At 65.5% G+C, this 16735-nt stretch carries 30 protein-coding genes; 19 read left to right on the forward strand and 11 right to left on the reverse strand.

The annotated features are described in order from the left end of the window. Positions 1-21: 21 nt before the first annotated feature. The 9 genes from AC3IFE_RS01925 to AC3IFE_RS01965 form a co-directional block, all read right to left on the reverse strand. Positions 22-165 carry a hypothetical protein gene (locus AC3IFE_RS01925; RefSeq protein WP_489189427.1) on the reverse strand — a complete coding sequence of 48 codons (144 nt, stop codon included), beginning with the start codon at positions 163-165 and terminating at the stop codon, positions 22-24. Further along, positions 162-329 (reverse strand): hypothetical protein, encoded by a 168-nt coding sequence (locus AC3IFE_RS01930; RefSeq protein ID WP_489189428.1) that lies wholly within the window; start codon positions 327-329, stop codon positions 162-164. The genes AC3IFE_RS01925 and AC3IFE_RS01930 overlap by 4 nt, the downstream gene beginning before the upstream one ends. Next, positions 326-505: a hypothetical protein gene (locus AC3IFE_RS01935; protein WP_489189429.1), complete on the reverse strand. Its 180-nt coding sequence runs from the start codon at positions 503-505 to the stop codon at positions 326-328. The genes AC3IFE_RS01930 and AC3IFE_RS01935 overlap by 4 nt, the downstream gene beginning before the upstream one ends. Further along, entirely contained in the window at positions 502-747 is a 246-nt protein-coding gene (locus tag AC3IFE_RS01940; protein ID WP_489189430.1) for a hypothetical protein, read from the reverse strand. Before AC3IFE_RS01940 ends, AC3IFE_RS01935 begins: the two co-directional genes overlap by 4 nt. Then, the gene (locus tag AC3IFE_RS01945) at positions 744-1094 is read right to left on the reverse strand and encodes a hypothetical protein (RefSeq protein ID WP_489189431.1); all 351 of its coding nucleotides are present in this window, start codon (positions 1092-1094) and stop codon (positions 744-746) included. The genes AC3IFE_RS01940 and AC3IFE_RS01945 overlap by 4 nt, the downstream gene beginning before the upstream one ends. 1 nt (position 1095) lies before the next feature. Beyond that, positions 1096-1320, reverse strand: coding sequence for a hypothetical protein (locus AC3IFE_RS01950; RefSeq protein ID WP_489189432.1), 225 nt, complete (start codon positions 1318-1320; stop codon positions 1096-1098). A gap of 127 nt (positions 1321-1447) precedes the next feature. Continuing rightward, positions 1448-1687 (reverse strand): hypothetical protein, encoded by a 240-nt coding sequence (locus AC3IFE_RS01955; RefSeq protein ID WP_060966018.1) that lies wholly within the window; start codon positions 1685-1687, stop codon positions 1448-1450. Between the two features lie 28 nt (positions 1688-1715). After that, complete coding sequence (locus AC3IFE_RS01960) at positions 1716-2132, reverse strand: hypothetical protein (protein WP_489189433.1); 417 nt, start codon at positions 2130-2132, stop codon at positions 1716-1718. 834 nt (positions 2133-2966) lie between these two features. After that, entirely contained in the window at positions 2967-3311 is a 345-nt protein-coding gene (locus tag AC3IFE_RS01965) for a helix-turn-helix domain-containing protein (RefSeq protein WP_059638737.1), read from the reverse strand. An 84-nt stretch (positions 3312-3395) separates the two neighbouring features. Between AC3IFE_RS01965 and AC3IFE_RS01970 the strand changes: the two genes are divergently transcribed. The 14 genes from AC3IFE_RS01970 to AC3IFE_RS02035 all read left to right on the forward strand — a co-directional run bounded on the left by AC3IFE_RS01970 (position 3396) and on the right by AC3IFE_RS02035 (position 10891). Then, the gene (locus AC3IFE_RS01970) at positions 3396-3707 is read left to right on the forward strand and encodes a transcriptional regulator (protein WP_175698509.1); all 312 of its coding nucleotides are present in this window, start codon (positions 3396-3398) and stop codon (positions 3705-3707) included. Positions 3708-3823: 116 nt separating this feature from the next. Continuing rightward, positions 3824-4198, forward strand: coding sequence for a hypothetical protein (locus tag AC3IFE_RS01975; protein ID WP_489189434.1), 375 nt, complete (start codon positions 3824-3826; stop codon positions 4196-4198). Further along, the gene (locus AC3IFE_RS01980; protein WP_489189435.1) at positions 4195-4416 is read left to right on the forward strand and encodes a hypothetical protein; all 222 of its coding nucleotides are present in this window, start codon (positions 4195-4197) and stop codon (positions 4414-4416) included. Before AC3IFE_RS01975 ends, AC3IFE_RS01980 begins: the two co-directional genes overlap by 4 nt. Beyond that, the gene (locus tag AC3IFE_RS01985; protein WP_489189436.1) at positions 4410-4637 is read left to right on the forward strand and encodes a hypothetical protein; all 228 of its coding nucleotides are present in this window, start codon (positions 4410-4412) and stop codon (positions 4635-4637) included. Before AC3IFE_RS01980 ends, AC3IFE_RS01985 begins: the two co-directional genes overlap by 7 nt. Next, a complete protein-coding gene (locus AC3IFE_RS01990; protein WP_489189437.1) occupies positions 4634-4903 on the forward strand; it encodes a hypothetical protein in 270 nt (89 codons plus the stop codon). The genes AC3IFE_RS01985 and AC3IFE_RS01990 overlap by 4 nt, the downstream gene beginning before the upstream one ends. Further along, positions 4846-5769: a hypothetical protein gene (locus AC3IFE_RS01995; protein WP_489189438.1), complete on the forward strand. Its 924-nt coding sequence runs from the start codon at positions 4846-4848 to the stop codon at positions 5767-5769. The genes AC3IFE_RS01990 and AC3IFE_RS01995 overlap by 58 nt, the downstream gene beginning before the upstream one ends. Then, positions 5766-6839 carry a DNA-methyltransferase gene (locus tag AC3IFE_RS02000; protein WP_489189439.1) on the forward strand — a complete coding sequence of 358 codons (1074 nt, stop codon included), beginning with the start codon at positions 5766-5768 and terminating at the stop codon, positions 6837-6839. Before AC3IFE_RS01995 ends, AC3IFE_RS02000 begins: the two co-directional genes overlap by 4 nt. Further along, complete coding sequence (locus tag AC3IFE_RS02005) at positions 6836-7810, forward strand: phosphoadenosine phosphosulfate reductase domain-containing protein (RefSeq protein WP_489189440.1); 975 nt, start codon at positions 6836-6838, stop codon at positions 7808-7810. The genes AC3IFE_RS02000 and AC3IFE_RS02005 overlap by 4 nt, the downstream gene beginning before the upstream one ends. Next, positions 7807-8919 carry a DUF1376 domain-containing protein gene (locus AC3IFE_RS02010; protein WP_489189441.1) on the forward strand — a complete coding sequence of 371 codons (1113 nt, stop codon included), beginning with the start codon at positions 7807-7809 and terminating at the stop codon, positions 8917-8919. Before AC3IFE_RS02005 ends, AC3IFE_RS02010 begins: the two co-directional genes overlap by 4 nt. Further along, complete coding sequence (locus AC3IFE_RS02015) at positions 8916-9164, forward strand: hypothetical protein (RefSeq protein ID WP_226224676.1); 249 nt, start codon at positions 8916-8918, stop codon at positions 9162-9164. Before AC3IFE_RS02010 ends, AC3IFE_RS02015 begins: the two co-directional genes overlap by 4 nt. Positions 9165-9175: 11 nt before the next feature. Then, positions 9176-9430, forward strand: a complete 255-nt coding sequence (locus tag AC3IFE_RS02020; protein ID WP_489189442.1) for a hypothetical protein — start codon at positions 9176-9178, stop codon at positions 9428-9430. Next, positions 9427-9897: a RusA family crossover junction endodeoxyribonuclease gene (locus AC3IFE_RS02025; RefSeq protein ID WP_489189558.1), complete on the forward strand. Its 471-nt coding sequence runs from the start codon at positions 9427-9429 to the stop codon at positions 9895-9897. The genes AC3IFE_RS02020 and AC3IFE_RS02025 overlap by 4 nt, the downstream gene beginning before the upstream one ends. A gap of 11 nt (positions 9898-9908) precedes the next feature. Beyond that, complete coding sequence (locus tag AC3IFE_RS02030) at positions 9909-10235, forward strand: hypothetical protein (RefSeq protein ID WP_489189443.1); 327 nt, start codon at positions 9909-9911, stop codon at positions 10233-10235. Beyond that, a complete protein-coding gene (locus AC3IFE_RS02035; protein ID WP_104012201.1) occupies positions 10232-10891 on the forward strand; it encodes a MalT transcriptional regulator family protein in 660 nt (219 codons plus the stop codon). Before AC3IFE_RS02030 ends, AC3IFE_RS02035 begins: the two co-directional genes overlap by 4 nt. Before the next feature lie 277 nt (positions 10892-11168). Here AC3IFE_RS02035 and AC3IFE_RS02040 read toward each other — a convergent pair whose 3' ends face one another. Both AC3IFE_RS02040 and AC3IFE_RS02045 read right to left on the reverse strand, forming a co-directional pair. Next, positions 11169-11501, reverse strand: a complete 333-nt coding sequence (locus AC3IFE_RS02040) for a hypothetical protein (protein ID WP_104012200.1) — start codon at positions 11499-11501, stop codon at positions 11169-11171. Positions 11502-11556: 55 nt separating this feature from the next. Beyond that, positions 11557-11700 carry a hypothetical protein gene (locus AC3IFE_RS02045; protein WP_181035398.1) on the reverse strand — a complete coding sequence of 48 codons (144 nt, stop codon included), beginning with the start codon at positions 11698-11700 and terminating at the stop codon, positions 11557-11559. A 124-nt stretch (positions 11701-11824) separates the two neighbouring features. Between AC3IFE_RS02045 and AC3IFE_RS02050 the strand changes: the two genes are divergently transcribed. From AC3IFE_RS02050 to AC3IFE_RS02070, 5 genes are read left to right on the forward strand one after another with little or no spacing between them, the layout of a single operon-like run. Beyond that, positions 11825-12490, forward strand: coding sequence for a putative metallopeptidase (locus AC3IFE_RS02050; RefSeq protein WP_489189559.1), 666 nt, complete (start codon positions 11825-11827; stop codon positions 12488-12490). Between the two features lie 18 nt (positions 12491-12508). Next, complete coding sequence (locus tag AC3IFE_RS02055; protein WP_060009962.1) at positions 12509-12988, forward strand: DUF2280 domain-containing protein; 480 nt, start codon at positions 12509-12511, stop codon at positions 12986-12988. Continuing rightward, entirely contained in the window at positions 12939-14492 is a 1554-nt protein-coding gene (terL, locus tag AC3IFE_RS02060; protein ID WP_489189444.1) for a phage terminase large subunit, read from the forward strand. The genes AC3IFE_RS02055 and terL overlap by 50 nt, the downstream gene beginning before the upstream one ends. Positions 14493-14512: 20 nt before the next feature. Continuing rightward, positions 14513-15979, forward strand: a complete 1467-nt coding sequence (locus AC3IFE_RS02065; protein WP_489189445.1) for a DUF1073 domain-containing protein — start codon at positions 14513-14515, stop codon at positions 15977-15979. Continuing rightward, positions 15976-16731 carry a phage head morphogenesis protein gene (locus AC3IFE_RS02070; protein ID WP_489189446.1) on the forward strand — a complete coding sequence of 252 codons (756 nt, stop codon included), beginning with the start codon at positions 15976-15978 and terminating at the stop codon, positions 16729-16731. Before AC3IFE_RS02065 ends, AC3IFE_RS02070 begins: the two co-directional genes overlap by 4 nt. Positions 16732-16735: the final 4 nt, after the last annotated feature.

Below are 16735 nucleotides of genomic sequence, written 5' to 3' on the forward strand. Positions count from 1 at the left end.
CGATGGGTGCGACGGCGGCGCTTAGAGGATTCCGAAGCGCTTGCAGAAGTAGTCGATCGCGATCGCGATAACTGCAACCGCGAGGAAGATCGCGAGAACCAGCGCCCGGGCAGCACGCGGGTGCCGGCGCTCGAAGAGGTCGGCGTGATCGGTGAAGCGGCTCATGAGGGCCTCGTAACGAGTGCGGTTACGGTCGTGCCGTCAGCGTTGAGCCGGGCGAGCACGAACGTGCACGCGGCGGCTATCGCGAGTGCGACGAGGTAGCCGGCTATGGGATTCCATTCGAATACCCGGTCGAGCAGCGCGCCGAGGAGGTCGAAGGGCGTCATCCGAGGCTCCGCAGGTAGGGGCCAGCCAGATCAGCACCGAACCACAGCGCGCCGATCGCGACGCCGTACGCGAACGCCCATGCCGAGCCTTCGATCACGTAACGCAGGCGGGATACAGGCGATTGCCTGTACTGACGAAATACAGGCTGGAAGCTGTTGAGGGGTGAGCGCATCATCGGTTCCTCCGGAGGTTCCGCTCGGCAAAGGTCGCCACGTTGTGGTGTGTCCGGGTGAGGATCTGATGCGCGAGTGCCTCGCTGCCGACCATGGCGATGCCGAGCGCCGCCTTGCTGATCAGCATTTCCATCACGTTCGCGAGCGCATCCGGATTCCCGTATGCGCCGCAGCTGCGCACGTAGTCCGCGATCAGCTTTTCCGCGAGGTCGCCGCATTGGGCAGGGGATTTGAGGTTGCTCATCGGTCGACTCCGGCGATGGTGATGTGGCGAACGGGATCGGACACGGGCACGGGCGCGCGGAAACCTGCCTTCGCCAGCGCGTCGTCGACAACGGCGCGGATGCCAGACGTCAGCACGGTCTTCGACGCGACCAGGTGCAGCGCGTCGATCAGGTGTGCCATCGGTTGAAGGTGCGCGTCGAGCGACCGATCGGCCGCGAGCGAGCGCGCATAAGCGTCGGCCGATGCGGTTTCGTCCGCATCCGACGGCAGCTCGCCGTAGGCGAAGCTCGAATCAGCCCGTTCCTGCGCGAGTTCCTTCGCGCGCTGAAGCCATGCTTGACCGAGCGTGTGCTTGATCTCGTTCATGTCAGTCACCTCGCGCGCGGAGCATGGCGTCGGCGTAGTGGTAGTTCCAGCGCGTGCGCCGCTGCCACGAGTCGGTTTCACCGGTTGCCCAGCCGAAATCGTCCGGCACGTCGGGTGCATGTGCGGCGAAGTAGTCACGCAGCGTCATACCAGATTTGCCTTCATAGCCGTTGCAGTCGCCGGGAACTTCCGGAAACGCCGGGCCGCCATGCTTCGTGTTGTCCATTTCGATCCTCTTCGCGGTACTGACGGCCATCGTCAGGCAGCGCCACACGCTGCGACCTCGCCACGATGCTCTGCGGCGGGCGGTTTCGGCCTTGGGGCAGATTGCCCGCCGTAGCGGGCGCGGTTGGTCAGGCCGTGGGATAAACCCCGTTGCGGATGTCGTTCTCGGCCTGGAGCTTCCAGAGATCAGCCTCGCGGTTCACTTCGGCGCAGATGGCGCGCCGGTCCTTCGGACGGCCCAAGGCGTCACGATTGAACGGGTTCACGGTTTGCTCGAAACGCCGGGTCTTCTGGCGTTTCTTGCCCGTCCCCGGGTCGATCCAGCACACGGTTCGTTTGGTGGTGACCATCTCGAAAGTGATTCGCATGTCTTTCTCCTGTAGCGGGAGCGGTTGGTCAGTCGTCGCGCGCCCGGCGCCCGAAGTGTTCGTTGCAGCTGGAAAACCCGGCATTGCCCGGCCCGAACTTCTGGCCGCAGCTCGAGCAGTAGACGTTCGCGAAACGCGGCACGGCGGCGGCGAGATCAGCGTCGGCGATGCGCTGCGCGATTTCCGCGTCGAGCGCTGCCTTGCAGATATTCCAGACCTCGTACACGTCCTCGATTCGGCCGCGACGCAGCGCGGCATCAAGCACGGCGATCTGCTCGGTCGAAAACGGCAGTACGTCGAACGTGACGGTGTCGGCGATCGCTTCGTTGCGCTCGTCGCGCGCCAGCGCGGCGTCGTCGTCCGCCGCCTGCAGCTGGTCGGCGTGTCGGTCGACCCGCACGGGCAGGGTGCGTATGTTGTGGTGATGAGGTCGAGGAGTGTGCATAGCGCCCTCCAATGAAAGCAGGATTGCTAATCAAATTGCGGTCTTGAACTTCGATGCTGCATGCGCAGCTCTCACTGGTGACGCCTCAGAAGAAGAACCGCCACCGGTCAGAACTGCATCACTCGCGCGCCCGGCTACTCCCGGCCGTGCCGGCTCCGGGCCGCGCGAGGTTTGTGCCGATTACGACGCCATCGGTCACGTGTTGCTGGCTGTCTTGCATCAGGTTCGTTCAAGCCTGCAAGCGGTAGCCAAACTTCGGCCTAGCGCGCTGCGCCTGTCCTGACTCACGACGCTGATCGCGCCGGCCGGTTGCTCCGCGTGTGCGGTCCCGGCTTACCTTCGATTGTTAGAGAGCGATCCGCCTGGGCGGTGGCGCGGCATCGGTGTCGCGTTGATTGGAATTATAACTAAGGTTATCGACGTGTCAACAACCAAAGTTATCGTATGGGCCGGAAATTTGTAACAGCGCGGCGATGGGCCGCTTGTTAAGCGTCTGCTGACAGCAGTTGAAAGTCTTCGGGAACTGGGGATAAACTACTGTACATGCATACAGTACAGTGACAAACCGAACACGAGGGCGGCCAGTGAAAGAAGAATCGAAGACGCGCCTGCGCTGCAGGCCCGGGGACTTGGCAAGGGTGGTGGCGAGCAGGAACCCTGCGCTGGTCGGCACGATCGTGGCGATTCAGCGGCTGCGGTCGGATGGTCGATGGGATGTGCTGCTCGAGGAGCCCGCGTTCGGTTTCACGGAACGGATGAAGCGACCGGTCGTGACACGGGAGTTTTCGTTCTGGGATGCGTCGCTGGAGCCGCTTCCACAAGAGGCTTGGCGGGTCAGCCGCCGAACGGCCTGTCTTCGTCCTGAGCAGGCGAATCGTGCGGAGCTGACTGTGCAAGCAGCCCACTAATGTACGCCTCGACTTTGGCGCGGCCGAGCTCGTCGAGCCGATCGTAGCCGGGCGGAACCGGCTGGGCCGCGTCGCCGAATTCGAGCCACTCAAGTGTGGTTTGCAGTGCGCGTGCGAGCGCGAACCCGTTTGTGGTCGTGGTGCTGCCGCCTCGTTCAACCTTGGCTATTGCCGGCTGCGATACGCCGACAAGTTCCGCGATGTGCTTCTGGGACAAGCCCAGTGCCTCGCGACGCTCCTTTGCCCGGCGCCCGAATTCAGGATTTTCCATAGCGGGCATCGTATAACCTTGGTTGTAGGGCGGCAAATAACCAAAGTTCTTGCGGATGAATAACTTTGGTTATAGTATTGCCGCATGAAACCGACCAATTGCTCCGTGCCGGCTCTGCAGGCAGCGATCCAAAAAGCTGGGTCGCAGTCCGCACTTGCCCGCTTGATCGGCAAAAAGCAGCCGCACATCCACAAGTGGCTGCATTCCCCCAATGCAATGAGACCCGAGAACTGCGTGCTCGTCGGGAACGCCGTCGGCATCCCGTACAGGGACTTTCGCCCCACCGATTGGCATCTGATCTGGCCTGACGCGTCGGCCGCTGCGGCGCCGGGACGCATGGGCGCGTGTACGTCAGATGGAGGGCAGCGCGACGCGCTTCGTGCAGGCGTCGACTGATCGCAATGGTTTGCATTCGTTGATAGCTGGCCAGGTGTTGTCCTGGCCTTTATTTCGCCCCGGTGCCAACTGGGTAAGCAAGTGGGTAACCAACTGGGTAACGATTGATTTTTCGTATGAACCAGCCAGAAATCAGGATGTTCGCGCTGTGGACGCCGGCCGCCACGCTGCCCGAGAGCGAGATCGAAGCTATGACGTTCGAGGAGTGCCTGGCGAAGGCGCTCGAGATGGGCGTTACGCGATTCGATCGAAAGACGCTCGCGAAGAAATCGAAGATCCACTATCCGCACCTCGGCGACCTGATCGCCGGCCGCCGACCGTTTCCCGCGACGAAACTGCACCTGTTCTGCATGTTCACCGGCTGCGATTACCCGCGGCAGTGGCTCGCCATCCAGGAGCGCAAGGCGATCGAGGAATACCGCCGGCTCAGCCAGCAGGCGATCGGCGAGTTCGTCCAGCAGGCATTCGGCCAGCGGCAGGTGGCGGCATGACGGTCACGATCAGCCGGCGCGACATCGGCAAGGACTTCGTCCGCAAGCTCGGACGGCCCATGACCTACCTCGGCCTCGTCGAGGAAAAGCACCTTTTCATCTTCCGCGATCCCCCGCAGGACTATCTCGCGTTCCGTCCGGACCAGCTCTGGATGCTTGAGCGCGTGCGGCCCGAGGCGGCGCCGATCGACAACACGAAGGAGAGCGGCTCGTGCTGACCGAACTGTTCGAGCGCGCGGCGTTCCGCGCAGGCTGGCGCGCCGCGCGCGCCGGAATCCCATTTCACGAGAACCCGCTGCGCGGCCCGCTCGCGCGCTTCGTGCGGCAGTGGGGACGCGGCTGGGCGGCGGCGAATGACTGCCCGCGGGTGTACAACGTCTACGACTGGGAGCAGGGCATCTGCTCGACGTCGGCTGAACCGTATCGGGACGCCGCATGAGCACGCCGACCATTTGGAATCCTCGATTTCTCGCATACGCGCAATCGCGCGGAATGACGCCCGAGCAAGTGTGCGCGGCCGACCGTGTCGCGTTTCCCGGTGGCCGCATGGCGGGCTTCATCTGTTGGAACAGCACGCGGGTTCGGGAATTCGTGGCCGAGACGGGTGCCGACCGCCGCGACGTGACGCGCCTCGGTTCCTACGACGCATGGTTGGCAGCGCGCTTCGGCGGCGCTCAGCTCGAACTGCAGCTGGAGGTCGCATGACGTGGGCGCACGATGACCTCGCCAAGGATCTCGCCGCGCATCTTCGCGGCGCATCCGATCGCCTCGTATGGACCGACATGCAACTCGGGCCGGCCGGCTCGCCGCGGCCGGACGTCTATACCGTGCCGTGCTCGTTCGCGCGATTCCAGCCGGTCGCCTACGAATGCAAGATCAGCGTCGCCGACTTCCGCCGCGATGTGACGGCAGGGAAGTGGACCTCCTACCTGCGCTTCGCCGCCGGCGTGATCTTCGCGGCGCCGGCCGGGTTGCTGAAGAAAGAGGACATCCCGGCGGGCTGCGGGCTGATCGTGCGTGGGCCGGACGGCTGGCGATCGCTGAAGGGCCCGACGCTGAAGAACATGGAGAACCTGCCGCGCGACGCGTGGATCAAGCTCATCATCGACGGCATGGCGCGGCTCGCGGACCAAAGCTACGAGCAGCTGCGCGCGGGTCTCTGCAACGAATGGACGCTCGAAAAAAAGCTTCGCGCGCGCCTCGGCGACGTCGTCGCGGATGCTGTCCGAGATCGACTGAATGCGGAGCGCCGACTGAACGCCGCCACCGAGCGGCTCGAAAACCTTGCGGAAGAGGCGGAAAACGAACGGCGGCTGATCCTCGATCGGGCGAAGCAGCATGCGGAGCGCGATGCGGCGCAGATCGATGGCGCGCGCATCGAGCTCGCGCACGCGCTTGGACTGCCGGCTAGTGCAGGGGCGTGGCAGATCGCCAGCGCCTGCAAGCAAGCCGCGCGGCGCGTTGGCATCGATTCCGAGGTCAAGCGGCTCCGTCAGCAGCTCGAGCGCATTCAGGCTGCGATCGAATCGGCTGCCGAACCGCTGCCCCATATTGCGCGGGAGGTCGCGTGAACTGGCTCGACCGCTCCCACCGCGGCGACTGCCGCGACCTGATGCGCGCGATGATCGCCGACGGCGCGAAGGTGCAGACGATCGTGACGAGCCCGCCGTACTGGGGCCTGCGCTCGTACCTTCCCGACGGCCACCCGGACAAGCATCGCGAGATCGGCCAGGAGCCGACGCTGCGCGAATTCATCGACACGCTGGTCGGCGTGTTCGACCTCGCGCGCGAGCTGCTCGCCGACGATGGCACGCTCTGGTTGAACATGGGCGACAGCTATGTCGGATCGCGCAGCGGGCCGGATGTTGGTTCCACGCTGCAGGGCACGCGGCGCAACCAGGCTGAGTCGCGGAAGGCTCGTACGAGCATGACGGCGAGCCGGCGACGCGATGACGCGCCGGTACCGCGCTCGGACATGCGCGTCGACGGCCTGAAGCCGAAGGATCTGGTCGGCCAGCCGTGGCGCTTGGCGTTCGCACTGCAGGACGCCGGCTGGTATCTGCGTCAGGACATCATCTGGCACAAGCCCAACCCCATGCCGGAGAGCGTGCGCGACCGTTGCACGAAGGCGCACGAGTACCTGTTCCTGCTGAGCAAGAGCGAGCGCTACTACTTCGACGCCGATGCCATTCGCACGCCGTACAGCGGCGAGACGAAGGCGCAGTCGTTCGACACGATGGATTACAAGCGGCGCGATCGCTACAAGGCTCCGGATGGATGGGATACCGGCGCCGGCGCACACGGCGCATTCCACCGTGACGGGCGACGGAAAGGCGCGCAGGCTCCGGCTGACTATCAGCCGAAGGACGGGGCAAACCGCCGGTCAGTCTGGACGATTCCGACGCAGGCGTATCCCGAAGCGCACTTCGCGACCTTCCCCGAAGCGCTCGTCGAGCCCTGCGTGCTCGCCGGCAGCCGCCCGGGCGACGTCGTGTTCGATCCGTTCTTCGGCAGCGGCACGACGGGCCAGGTCGCGCAGCGCTTCGGGCGGCACTTCGTCGGCTTCGAGCTGAATCCGGAATACACGCCGCTGCAGCGCGATCGCCTGCGCCAGCCCGGCCTCGTGCTGGAGGTGTCGTGATGGACCGGCCGACCCTCCACGTCGTCTCGCTGTCGGGCGGGAAGGACAGCACCGCGACGCTGCTCGTCGCGCTCGAGCTGCACGGCCGCGAGAATGTTCGCGCCGTGTTCGCCGACACCGGCAACGAGCACGAGTCGACGTACGAATACGCGCTCGAATACCTACCGCGCGCGCTGGGAATCGCCGTCGATGTGGTGCGTGCCGACTTCACCGACGAATTCGCCACGAAGCGAGCGAACCTCGCGCGGCTCGCCGCCGGCGAGCCGGAATCATCCGTGTACGGCAAGCGCGAGTTTATGTACGCGTGGACGCCCGAGGCGGCCGCTCGCGCGCTAGACCTGCCGCACCCGACCGGGAATCCGTTCCTTGACCTTTGCATGGTGCGTGGTGGCTTCCCGTCCCGAAAGCGGCAGTTCTGCACGGAATGCCTGAAGCGGAATCCGCTGACCGAGTATGCGATCTCCTTGATCGACGAGGGATATTTCGTCGAATCCTGGCAGGGCGTACGCGCGGACGAGAGCGAGGCGCGTCGGTGGCTTCCGCAGTACGAATGGCGCGGAGGGCATTACGCCGTGTTCCGACCGATTCTGCGCTGGAATGTTGCAGACGTCTTCGATGCGCACGCGGCTGCCGGTATCGCCGCAAATCCGTTGTACCGCGAAGGCATGACGCGCGTCGGCTGCATGCCCTGCATTAACGCAGGGAAGCTCGAATTGCGCGAGATCGCGCGCCGCTTCCCCCTGCACGTGGAGCGCATAGCGGAGTGGGAGCGCCTCGTATCGGCGGTGTGCCGCCCGGGCAGCCCGGTCTCGTTCTTCCACTCCGATTCGTGGCGCGCTGACCGACGTGTGACGCTTATCTCTGATGTCGTCCAGTGGTCAATGACCACGCGCGGCGGCCGGCAATACGACCTCCTCGCGGACGCCGAGCCGGCGACCGCATGCGCCTCGGCGTATGGACTTTGCGAATGAACGACCTCCCGAATCCTCTCACCCCAGCGGACTGCAACCTCCGCGATTTCCCGTTCATGCCGCTCGAGGTGAAGCGCCTGCTGACGTCCGAAACGTGGATCCTCGGCACCGGCGACGAGCGCGCGGCCGCGATCACGTTGTGGCTTGAGAGCTGGCATCAGATCCCAGCTGCGAGCCTGCCGGCCGACGACCGTATGCTCGGCCATCTGTCTCAGTCGAAGAACTGGAAGCGCGTGAAGGAACACGCGCTGCGCGGCTGGGTGAAGTGTGCCGACGGCCGCCTTTATCACCCTGTCGTCGCCGAGAAGGTGCTCGAAGCGTGGGTATCGAAGCTGACCAGCAGCTTGTCCGGCACCACCGGCAACGCGAAGCGCTGGGGCATCGAGGTCGACACCGTGGCCGTGCGCGCGCAGATCGTCGAGGCCGCGAACCTCCTAAAAGCGATCGCCCCGCAATCCGAATGGCTGCGAAAAAAGCAGGTCCGCGAGATCGTATCCGATTCGCGTCGCGATCCCGGTCCGATCGCCCCCCGATCACCAACGCAATCGCCCCCCGATTCGCCCCCCGATCGCAAGCGAGAGGGAGAGGGAGATGTAAACACAGCGAGCGGCGGCGGCACAGCACAGGGAGACGGGGAAGAACCGCCGATCGCCGCCGCCGCTTTCGTCGAAATCCTGCGTTCGTCGGGCGTCGGCTTCGCCGCCGATGACACGCGGTTGGCGAGCTGGCCCGGGCGCGGCGTGACGGTCGACGACCTGCGTGCGGCCATTGCCGCGGGACGCAAGCGCCGTGAGCGCGAGCGTTCCGAGCAACCGCTCAACGTCGGATTCCTTGACCTGATCATCGGGGACACGCTCGCCGCACGGGCCGCGCGCGCATCGCCGGGGACACCTACACCGGGCGGTCCATGGAACGAGTCGTGGTCGGGAATCGTTGCGAAGGGCGCGGAGCTCGGCGTCGTTCAAGAGGCCGGCGAGCCCGATTTCGATTTCCGCATGCGCGTCTACAACGCCGCAGGTGATGGCCCGTGGTGGGACGCGCTTGACCGACGTTTTCGCAGCACTGCCGGCCCGGTCGCGGTCGGCGCTTTGATGGGGGAAGGGCGATGAACTGCAAACCTGGTGATTTGGCTTTCACGGTTGGCTCGCCGTTGCATGAGCAGAACGGAATGGTCGTGCAGGTGGTGGGCCTGAGCCCGCGCGGCGCTCCGTGGTGGGTCGTTTCTTTCCGGGGCGCGGTTGAAACGAGGGAAGGGCTGATTGCGCACGGTCGCGCGCAAGTCCGCGATGCCAACCTGCGGCCGATCAGCGGTGTGCCGGTGACCGACGACATCGAAGATGAGGTGACGGCATGAGGGTGTTGGGAATGGATGTGATCGCGTCGCCGCTGTGCGCTGACGTGCCGCGCATGACCGTTTCGCCGCGATTCGCCGAGCTGATGCCCGCCGAGTTCGTGAGCGACTTGAACCGGTGGATGCGCGAGTTCTTCGGCACTTCCGACGTGTCGTACATCGTCGAAGGCCGCACGATCGTCATGAGCCCGCGTGCCGCCGCCGATCTGCGCCGGCAGGCTTCGCAGGCTTCAGTTCGTCCCGGGCATTGGCAAGGGTGGCGGGCATGACGCAGCAATCTCTCATCACGGCATCGCCGGTCGCGCAACGCGTCGAGTTCGTCGTTCCCGGCACGCCGGTCGCGAAGGGGCGCCCGAAGTTCGCGCGCCGCGGCGCGCACGTCACCACCTACACGCCCGAGGAGACGGAGCGTTACGAGAACCTCGTGAAGATGGCCGCGCGCGCGGCAATGCGTAGCGCCTCGCCGTACGCCGGCCCCATTCGTCTGATCGTGCACATCGGACTGCCCATTCCGGCTAGCTGGTCGATGAAGCGCCAGGGCGAAGCGGCCGCCGGCGCCATCGGCGCGACGAAGAAGCCGGACGCCGACAACGTTGTCAAGGCGTTGAAGGACGGCATGAACGGGGTGGTGTACGTCGACGACGGCCAGGTCGTCGACCTCTGGGTGTCGAAGCGCTACGCGCGCACGCCGGGCGTGCGGATCGAGGCGATCGAGTTGAATCTGAAGTCAGCATAAGGAGCGGGGCCTTGAAAGCAAAAAGCAAACTCACCATCAACGGGCTGATCGGCGCGATGAAGCCCGGCGTCCGGTATTCGGCGCACGACCTCGCCCGCCGGGTGAAGCATCCGGTTTCGTCGGTGCGCCAGCTGCTGTCGCTCGACGTCGCGCTCGCGCGGCTCGACTGCCATTCGGCGGCCCGCGGCCGCATGTACTCGCTCGCCGGCACGAGTCGCTCGCCGGGCACGCACGTCGACACGCGCATCCGGCCGGACTTCACCAGCAATCTGACGGGCTACATGGCCGAGCTGAACACGCGCCAGGCGCTGGCGATGATGACGCGGGGTGGCCGGTGATTGCCATCTTCGAGAACACGCAGCAGGCGCTGCACGTCAGCTTCCTGGTGACGTCGCTGCCGCCGCGGCAGAAGCAGCAGTTCCGCCTGGCGCTGATCCAGATCCTCGAATCGGTCGGCCGTCTCACTGACCGGCAGGCTGAGTTTCTCGAATATCTGTACGGCAGCTCGTCGGGCACGATCAACTTCGACGGCCTGAGCGGTGACGAAATCCGGGCCCAGTGCGCGATGGTTGTCGGTGCGGTGCGCGATCACCTGCTGAAGCCGGAACGCAACGCGGTGTGGCTGCGATACGCCTGCGGGATGCCGGCGCGGCCGGCGAGCGCCACGCGCGCGGCAGACCCGGGAATCCCGCCGTCGGTCGAGTGGAAGCGGGCGCTCGTTGAGATGCGGACGTACCTGCGGCCGTCGCTCACCGTGACGAACGGCAAGGCAATCATGGCGCTGATCGCCGGCCATTCGCAGGCGCGGCTGCGGCAGGACGGGTTGTCGTATCGGGAAATTTCCGAGGAGACGCACGTCACGGTGCGCACTCTCGAGCGGAACGCGCAGATCATCCGGAAGCGCCTCGTCGAGCTGGAGCACCAGGCTGTGAAGCGGCTGACGCCGCTGTTCGAGCGCAACAACGTGACGATTGCGGAGTCCGTTGAGGCGTAAGGGGTACAGCGAAAATACCCCTTGCAAATGTGGCGGATGGGGTGTAAATTTTCGCCAGATTGCAGAGTTGCGACCGAAGCCCGCTGAGCCGACAAGCCAGTGGGCTTTTTCATTGTGGTGTGCCGCGCTATACTCGACTCGGCCTTAGCTGCGCCGGCGGGGAAGACGTGGCGAGGCGATCAGCCAGCGCGCCGAAAGGTGCAGACGGGTTTCCGCCGCCCTGCTGGCACCAGACATGTTGAGCCCGCTGAGCGAAAGCCAGCGGGCTTTTTGTTTGCTATGCGTTCCACCCACGCCACACGGGTTGGCTCATTTCGCAGGTTGCTACCCACTCACCGAGTTCGTCGAAAAGCTGCTGCGCGCGGTCTTCGTCAATGTTCCCACTGTCGAGTTCGCCCCAGATGAACTCGAAGAAGCCGCCGAGCCCGGTCGGGTACTTCACGTAGTCTTGGTCGAAATTGGCGTAGAGAAATGGATTGCCTTCCTTGTCCGAATCTCCGTTGATGGCGAGATGCTGAACGTGCCAGCCGGTGTCGATTTTGCGAAGGCGAAGCGTTTCCGAGTGTCCCCAGCGCTTCGTGTGGTACTTGAATCTATATTCGCGATCCATCTCGGTGGTCTCCCGTGATAGGTGCCCGCTGAGCCGGAACCAGCGGGCCTCTTTGTTACAGGTTCTCGAGCTCGTTCGTTGCCGTCTTGACCGCTGCGGCAATCAGCTTGCCGAGCGCATCCCCGTGCTTCTCTGGATCATTCAGCCAAGCGGGCGGTGCTACGGGGCTGAAAATCCCCGTTTCGAGAACAGCCTTCACGAGTTCTACTGCTCGATTCTTTGCGTCAGCACGTGACATAGCATTAACCCCGTAGCGTGAGCCGGTGGATTCCGGCACGACGATTCTACGCCGACCGCTTGCCCCACCTGAGTCCGCGATAAACATGCCTCGTTCGAAGCGAACAGAAGTCGCTCCGGTGACGCGTGCGCCGCGGCCTGCGCCGCCGGACATCCTCTTCGACGACTCGAACTGGATTCAGCGCATCGCGCCGGCCGACGGCGTTGCCGAGTGGGTGAACGAGACGCTCTTGCGCGACGGCGCGCCGCTGCACAACCCTGATCACGAGCACCTGATTGACGCTGACGTCGCCTACCTCTGGGCGGCCGTCGAGAACGTGCGCCAGATGCGGCGCGTCGTCGGCCAGTGCGAAGAGGTGGCGATTCGCGCCGGCGGCTGGCAGCGCGCCAGGCAGGAACAGCAGTACCTCGAATGGTTCGGCCGCGTGCCGACGTTCCTGATCACACTCGACGCGCACTACGCGCGCGAATGCAGCGACCTGCAGTGGTGCGCGCTCGTCGAGCATGAGCTGTATCACATCGGCCAGCGTACCGACGAGTTCGGCGCGCCGGCCTTCACGAAGGACGGCATGCCGAAGCTCGGCATCCGCGGGCACGACGTCGAGGAATTCGTCGGCATCGTCCGGCGCTACGGAGTGGCCGGCGGCGCGGGCGACACCGCGAAGCTCGTCGAAGCGGCCCGCCGTGCGCCCGAGGTCGGCCACGTCGACGTCGCGCGCGCCTGCGGCACCTGCATCCTGCGGGCCGCATAACCCGACCGTTTTCCCGCTATGGCAGCACTTCCCGACGCGATCAAGGTGTTCATCGTGCAGTCGCTGGCGTGCTTCGACACGATCTCGCGCACCGCGAAGGCCGTGCGCGACGAGTTCGGCGTCGAGGTGTCGCCGCAGCAGTGCGAGCGCTACGACCCGACGAAGCGGGCGGGCGAGACGCTCAGCAAGAAGTACCGCGAGATCTTCGAGCGCACGCGCGCGGAGTTCCTCAACGACACATCCCGCATCGGTGTGTCGCACCGCGCGGTGCGCCTGCGTGCGCTCGACCGAGCCGTCGCGGAAGCGGAGCGACGCAACAACCTGCCGCTGATGGCGCAGCTGCTCGAACAGGCTGCGAAGGAATCCGGCGACGCCTACACGAACCGGCGCCGCCTCGAACACACTGGGGAGAACGGCGGCCCGATCGAGAACAGGACGGTCGTCGTCGATGAAAGCCAGGTCGCAGCCGCCGTCGCCAAACTCGAAGACGAGTATTGATCCCGCCATCGAGCGGGCCGTCCTGAAGGCGAAGTGCGAGCGGGATCACCTGTTTTTCAGCCGGTACTTCTTCAAGCACCGGCAAGCGATCAAGTTCCGCGTCAACTGGCACCACGTGCTGATCGCCGACACGGTGCAGCGCGTGATCGACGGCACGCTGAAGAACGTCGTCATCAACGTGCCGCCGGGCTCGTCGAAGACCGAGCTGGTCGCGATCAACCTGATCGCGCGCGGCCTCGCGCTGAACCCGCGTGCGCGGTTCCTGCACATCAGCTACTCGGACGACCTCGCGCTGCTGAACAGCGAGACGGCGCGCGACATCGTCGCATCCGACGAGTACCAGGCGCTCTGGCCGCTCAAGGTGGCCGACGACGCGAAGTCGAAGAAGCGGTGGAACGTGCTCGTCGACGGAAAGAAAGCCGGCGGCGTGTACGCGGTATCTCTCGGCGGGCAGATCACGGGTTTCCGCGCCGGCCACATGGCCGAGGGCTGGCAGGGCGCGATCATCATCGACGACCCGCTGAAGGTCGAAGACGCGTACAGCAAGACGAACCGGGACAAGGCCAACCGCAAGCTGCAGTCGACCGTGAAGAGCCGAAAGGCGAGTCCGGACACGCCGATCATCGTGATCATGCAGCGGCTCGCCGAGGAAGATCCGACGGGCTTCATCAAGGCGCGCAAGCTGCCGGGCGAGTGGGAGTTCATCGAGATCCCGGCGCTGATCACCGACGAGTACGTCGCGAAGCTACCGGCGCACATCCGCGACCGCGTCGAGCGCGATGAGCGAGACGAGGACGGCCGGTACAGCTACTGGCCGTACAAGGAACCGCTGCAGGAGCTGCTCGCGTCCGAGAAGGCGGACGCGTACGTGTTCAACGGCCAGTACATGCAGCGTCCGTCGCCGCTGGGCGGCGGGATCATCCAGAGTGGCAAGTTCCTGCGCTACGGCGCGCTGCCGCAGTTGCAGTACCGGAAGATCTTCGCCGACACGGCCCAGAAGACCGCCGAGCGGAACGACTACAGCGTGTTCGAGTGCTGGGGTCTCGGGTACGACAACCGTCTGTACCTGATCGACCTGGTGCGCGGGAAGTGGAAGGCGCCCGAGCTGAAGCGCCGCGCGATCGACTTCTGGAACAAGCACGCGGCCATCGGCGCCGACGACCCGGCCGCACCGGTGCTGCGTCAGATGAAGGTCGAGGACAAGTCCAGCGGTACCGGGCTGATTCAGGACATTCAGGCCGAGGGCGGCATCCCGATCGAGGGCATCGAGCGGGTGAAGGACAAGCTGACGCGCGTCATGGACGTCGTCAGCCACATCGACGCCGGCAACGTCGGCGTTCCGCTGGATGCCCCGTGGGTCAGCGACTTCTTGACCGAGTGCGACTCGTTCACGGCTGACGACACGCACATGTACGACGACCAGATCGATCCGATGGTCGACGCAATCAACGACATGCTGGGAGGCGCGAAGGACCTGTCGGTCTGGGAGCGGCTTGCCGGTTGAGCACGACAGGATTTCCCGGAATGTCGAAACGGAAGCAACAGGCCCGGCCGCCGCGCGCGCCGGCGGCGACGCACGCCCATCGCACGGTCGACTCGTTCGCCAACTTCGAAGCGCGGCTCGGCTGGGGCGCCGACAACCAGGCGTCGGCGGCGCAGTACACGCTGACGTACCAGAGCCGCAACCGCGTCTGGCTGGAGGCGGCGTATCGCGGTTCGTGGATCGTGCGCGCCGCGGTGGACGCGATCCCGGAGGACATGACCCGCAAGGGCATCGAGATGTCCGGGCTCGATCCGACCGACGTGTCGAAGATGGAGACGGCACTGACCCGCAAGGCGATCTGGGACCAGCTCTGCGACACCGGCAAGTGGGCGCAGCTGTACGGCGGCGCGATCGCAGTGATGCTGATCGATGGCCAGGACATGTCGCAGCCGCTTCGACGCGAGACCATCGGGAAAGGCCAGTTCAAGGGCCTGCTCGTGCTCGACCGCTGGATGGTTGCGCCGCCGGTCGGCGAAGTCGTGACCGAGTTCGGCCCCGATCTCGGCATGCCGAAGTTCTACGACGTGCTGCCGACCGCGATCGGCTTGCCGCAGGGGCGCATTCACCACTCGCGCGTGCTGCGAATGGACGGCGAAGCACTGCCGTTCTACCAGCGCATCAGCGAGAACGGTTGGGGCCTGTCGATTCTCGAGCCGATGTGGGACCGGCTGATCGCGTTCGACAGCGCGACGGTCGGCGCCGGGCAGCTCGTCTACAAGGCGCACCTGCGCACGCTGAGCGTCGAGAAGTTGCGCGACATCATCGCGGCTGGCGGCCCGGCGCTCAACGGCCTGCTGAAGCAGGTAGAGATGATCCGGCTCGGGCAGTCGAACGAGGGCATCACCCTCATCGACTCGACCGACAAGTTCGAGACGCACCAGTACGCGTTCAGCGGGCTGTCCGACGTCTTGCTCCAGTTCGCGATGCAGCTCAGCGGCGCGACGGGCATTCCGCTCGATCGCCTGTTCGGCCAGCAGCCGGCCGGCCTGAGCGACACCGGCGAAGGGTCGCGCCTGCTGTATCACGAGAAGGTGCACACGCGGCAGGAGCGCCGGCTGCGCAACCCGTTGCACGGGCTGCTCGACGTGATGTGTCGGTCGGAAATCGGCCAGCCGTTGCCCGAGGACTTCTCGTACGAGTTCAACCCGCTGCAGGAGATGTCGGCCGCCGAGAAGGCGGAGATCGGCAACAAGACGGTCGACTCGGTGACGAAGGCCGTCGACGCCGACCTGATTCCGCGCAGCCAGGGCATGCGCGAGCTGAAGGCGTCGTCGCCCGACACCGGCATGTTCGGCGACATCCCCGACGAAGCGATCGAGCAGGCCGAGCGCGACGAAGAGGGCGAGGACCCGCCGGGCATTGATCCGACGCTTCCGCTCGGCCCGGCGCCGGGCGCGGCCGCGCGCACGAACGATTCTCTGCTTCGCAGGCTTTTCCGACGTCGATGATCCTCACCCTCGATCGAAAGCGCGACCGGCGCAAGAACCCTGTCCGGCTGAGCGGCGCCGAACGGAAGTACGGCAGCCAGCTGCGAAAGATCGCCCATCAGGTCGGCGTGCTCGTGAACGGCTTTCCGGCCGATGACGCGTCGTATGCGCCGACGATTGAGGAGCTCTTGCGGCGGTACGCCGAGGCGCTCGCGCCGTGGGCCGAGGCGACCGCGGCGCGGATGATCGCCGACCTCAATCGGCGCGACGCGCAGATGTGGATGAAGCAGGCCGCCGACATGTCGCGCGCGCTGCGCGAAGAGATCCGCGGGGCGGCCACTGGCGAGACGATGCGCGCGCTCCTGTCTGAGCAGGTGCGGCTGATCAAGTCCATCCCGCTCGACGCAGCCCAGCGTGTGCACCGGCTGACGCTCGAAGGAATCGTCGACGGCGCGCGCGCCGCGCAGATCTCGAAGGCGATTCAGGAGTCCGGGCAGGTCGCGAAGAGCCGGGCCGACACGATCGCGAGAACCGAGGTCAGTCGCACGGCCGCGACGCTCACCGAGGCGCGTGCCATCGACGTTGGCAGTCCCGGCTACTTCTGGCGGACATCGGGTGATTCCGACGTCCGCGAAGACCATCGCGAGCTGGAAGGCAAGTTTTTCACATGGGACAAACCACCGATCGCAGACAAGCGGACCGGCGCGCGGGCGCATCCGGGCTGCATCTACAACTGCCGGTGCTGGGCGGAAGTGGTTTTGCCGACGGACTGATATG

The organism is Burkholderia sp. APQ4-4ca, assembly GCF_057837105.1.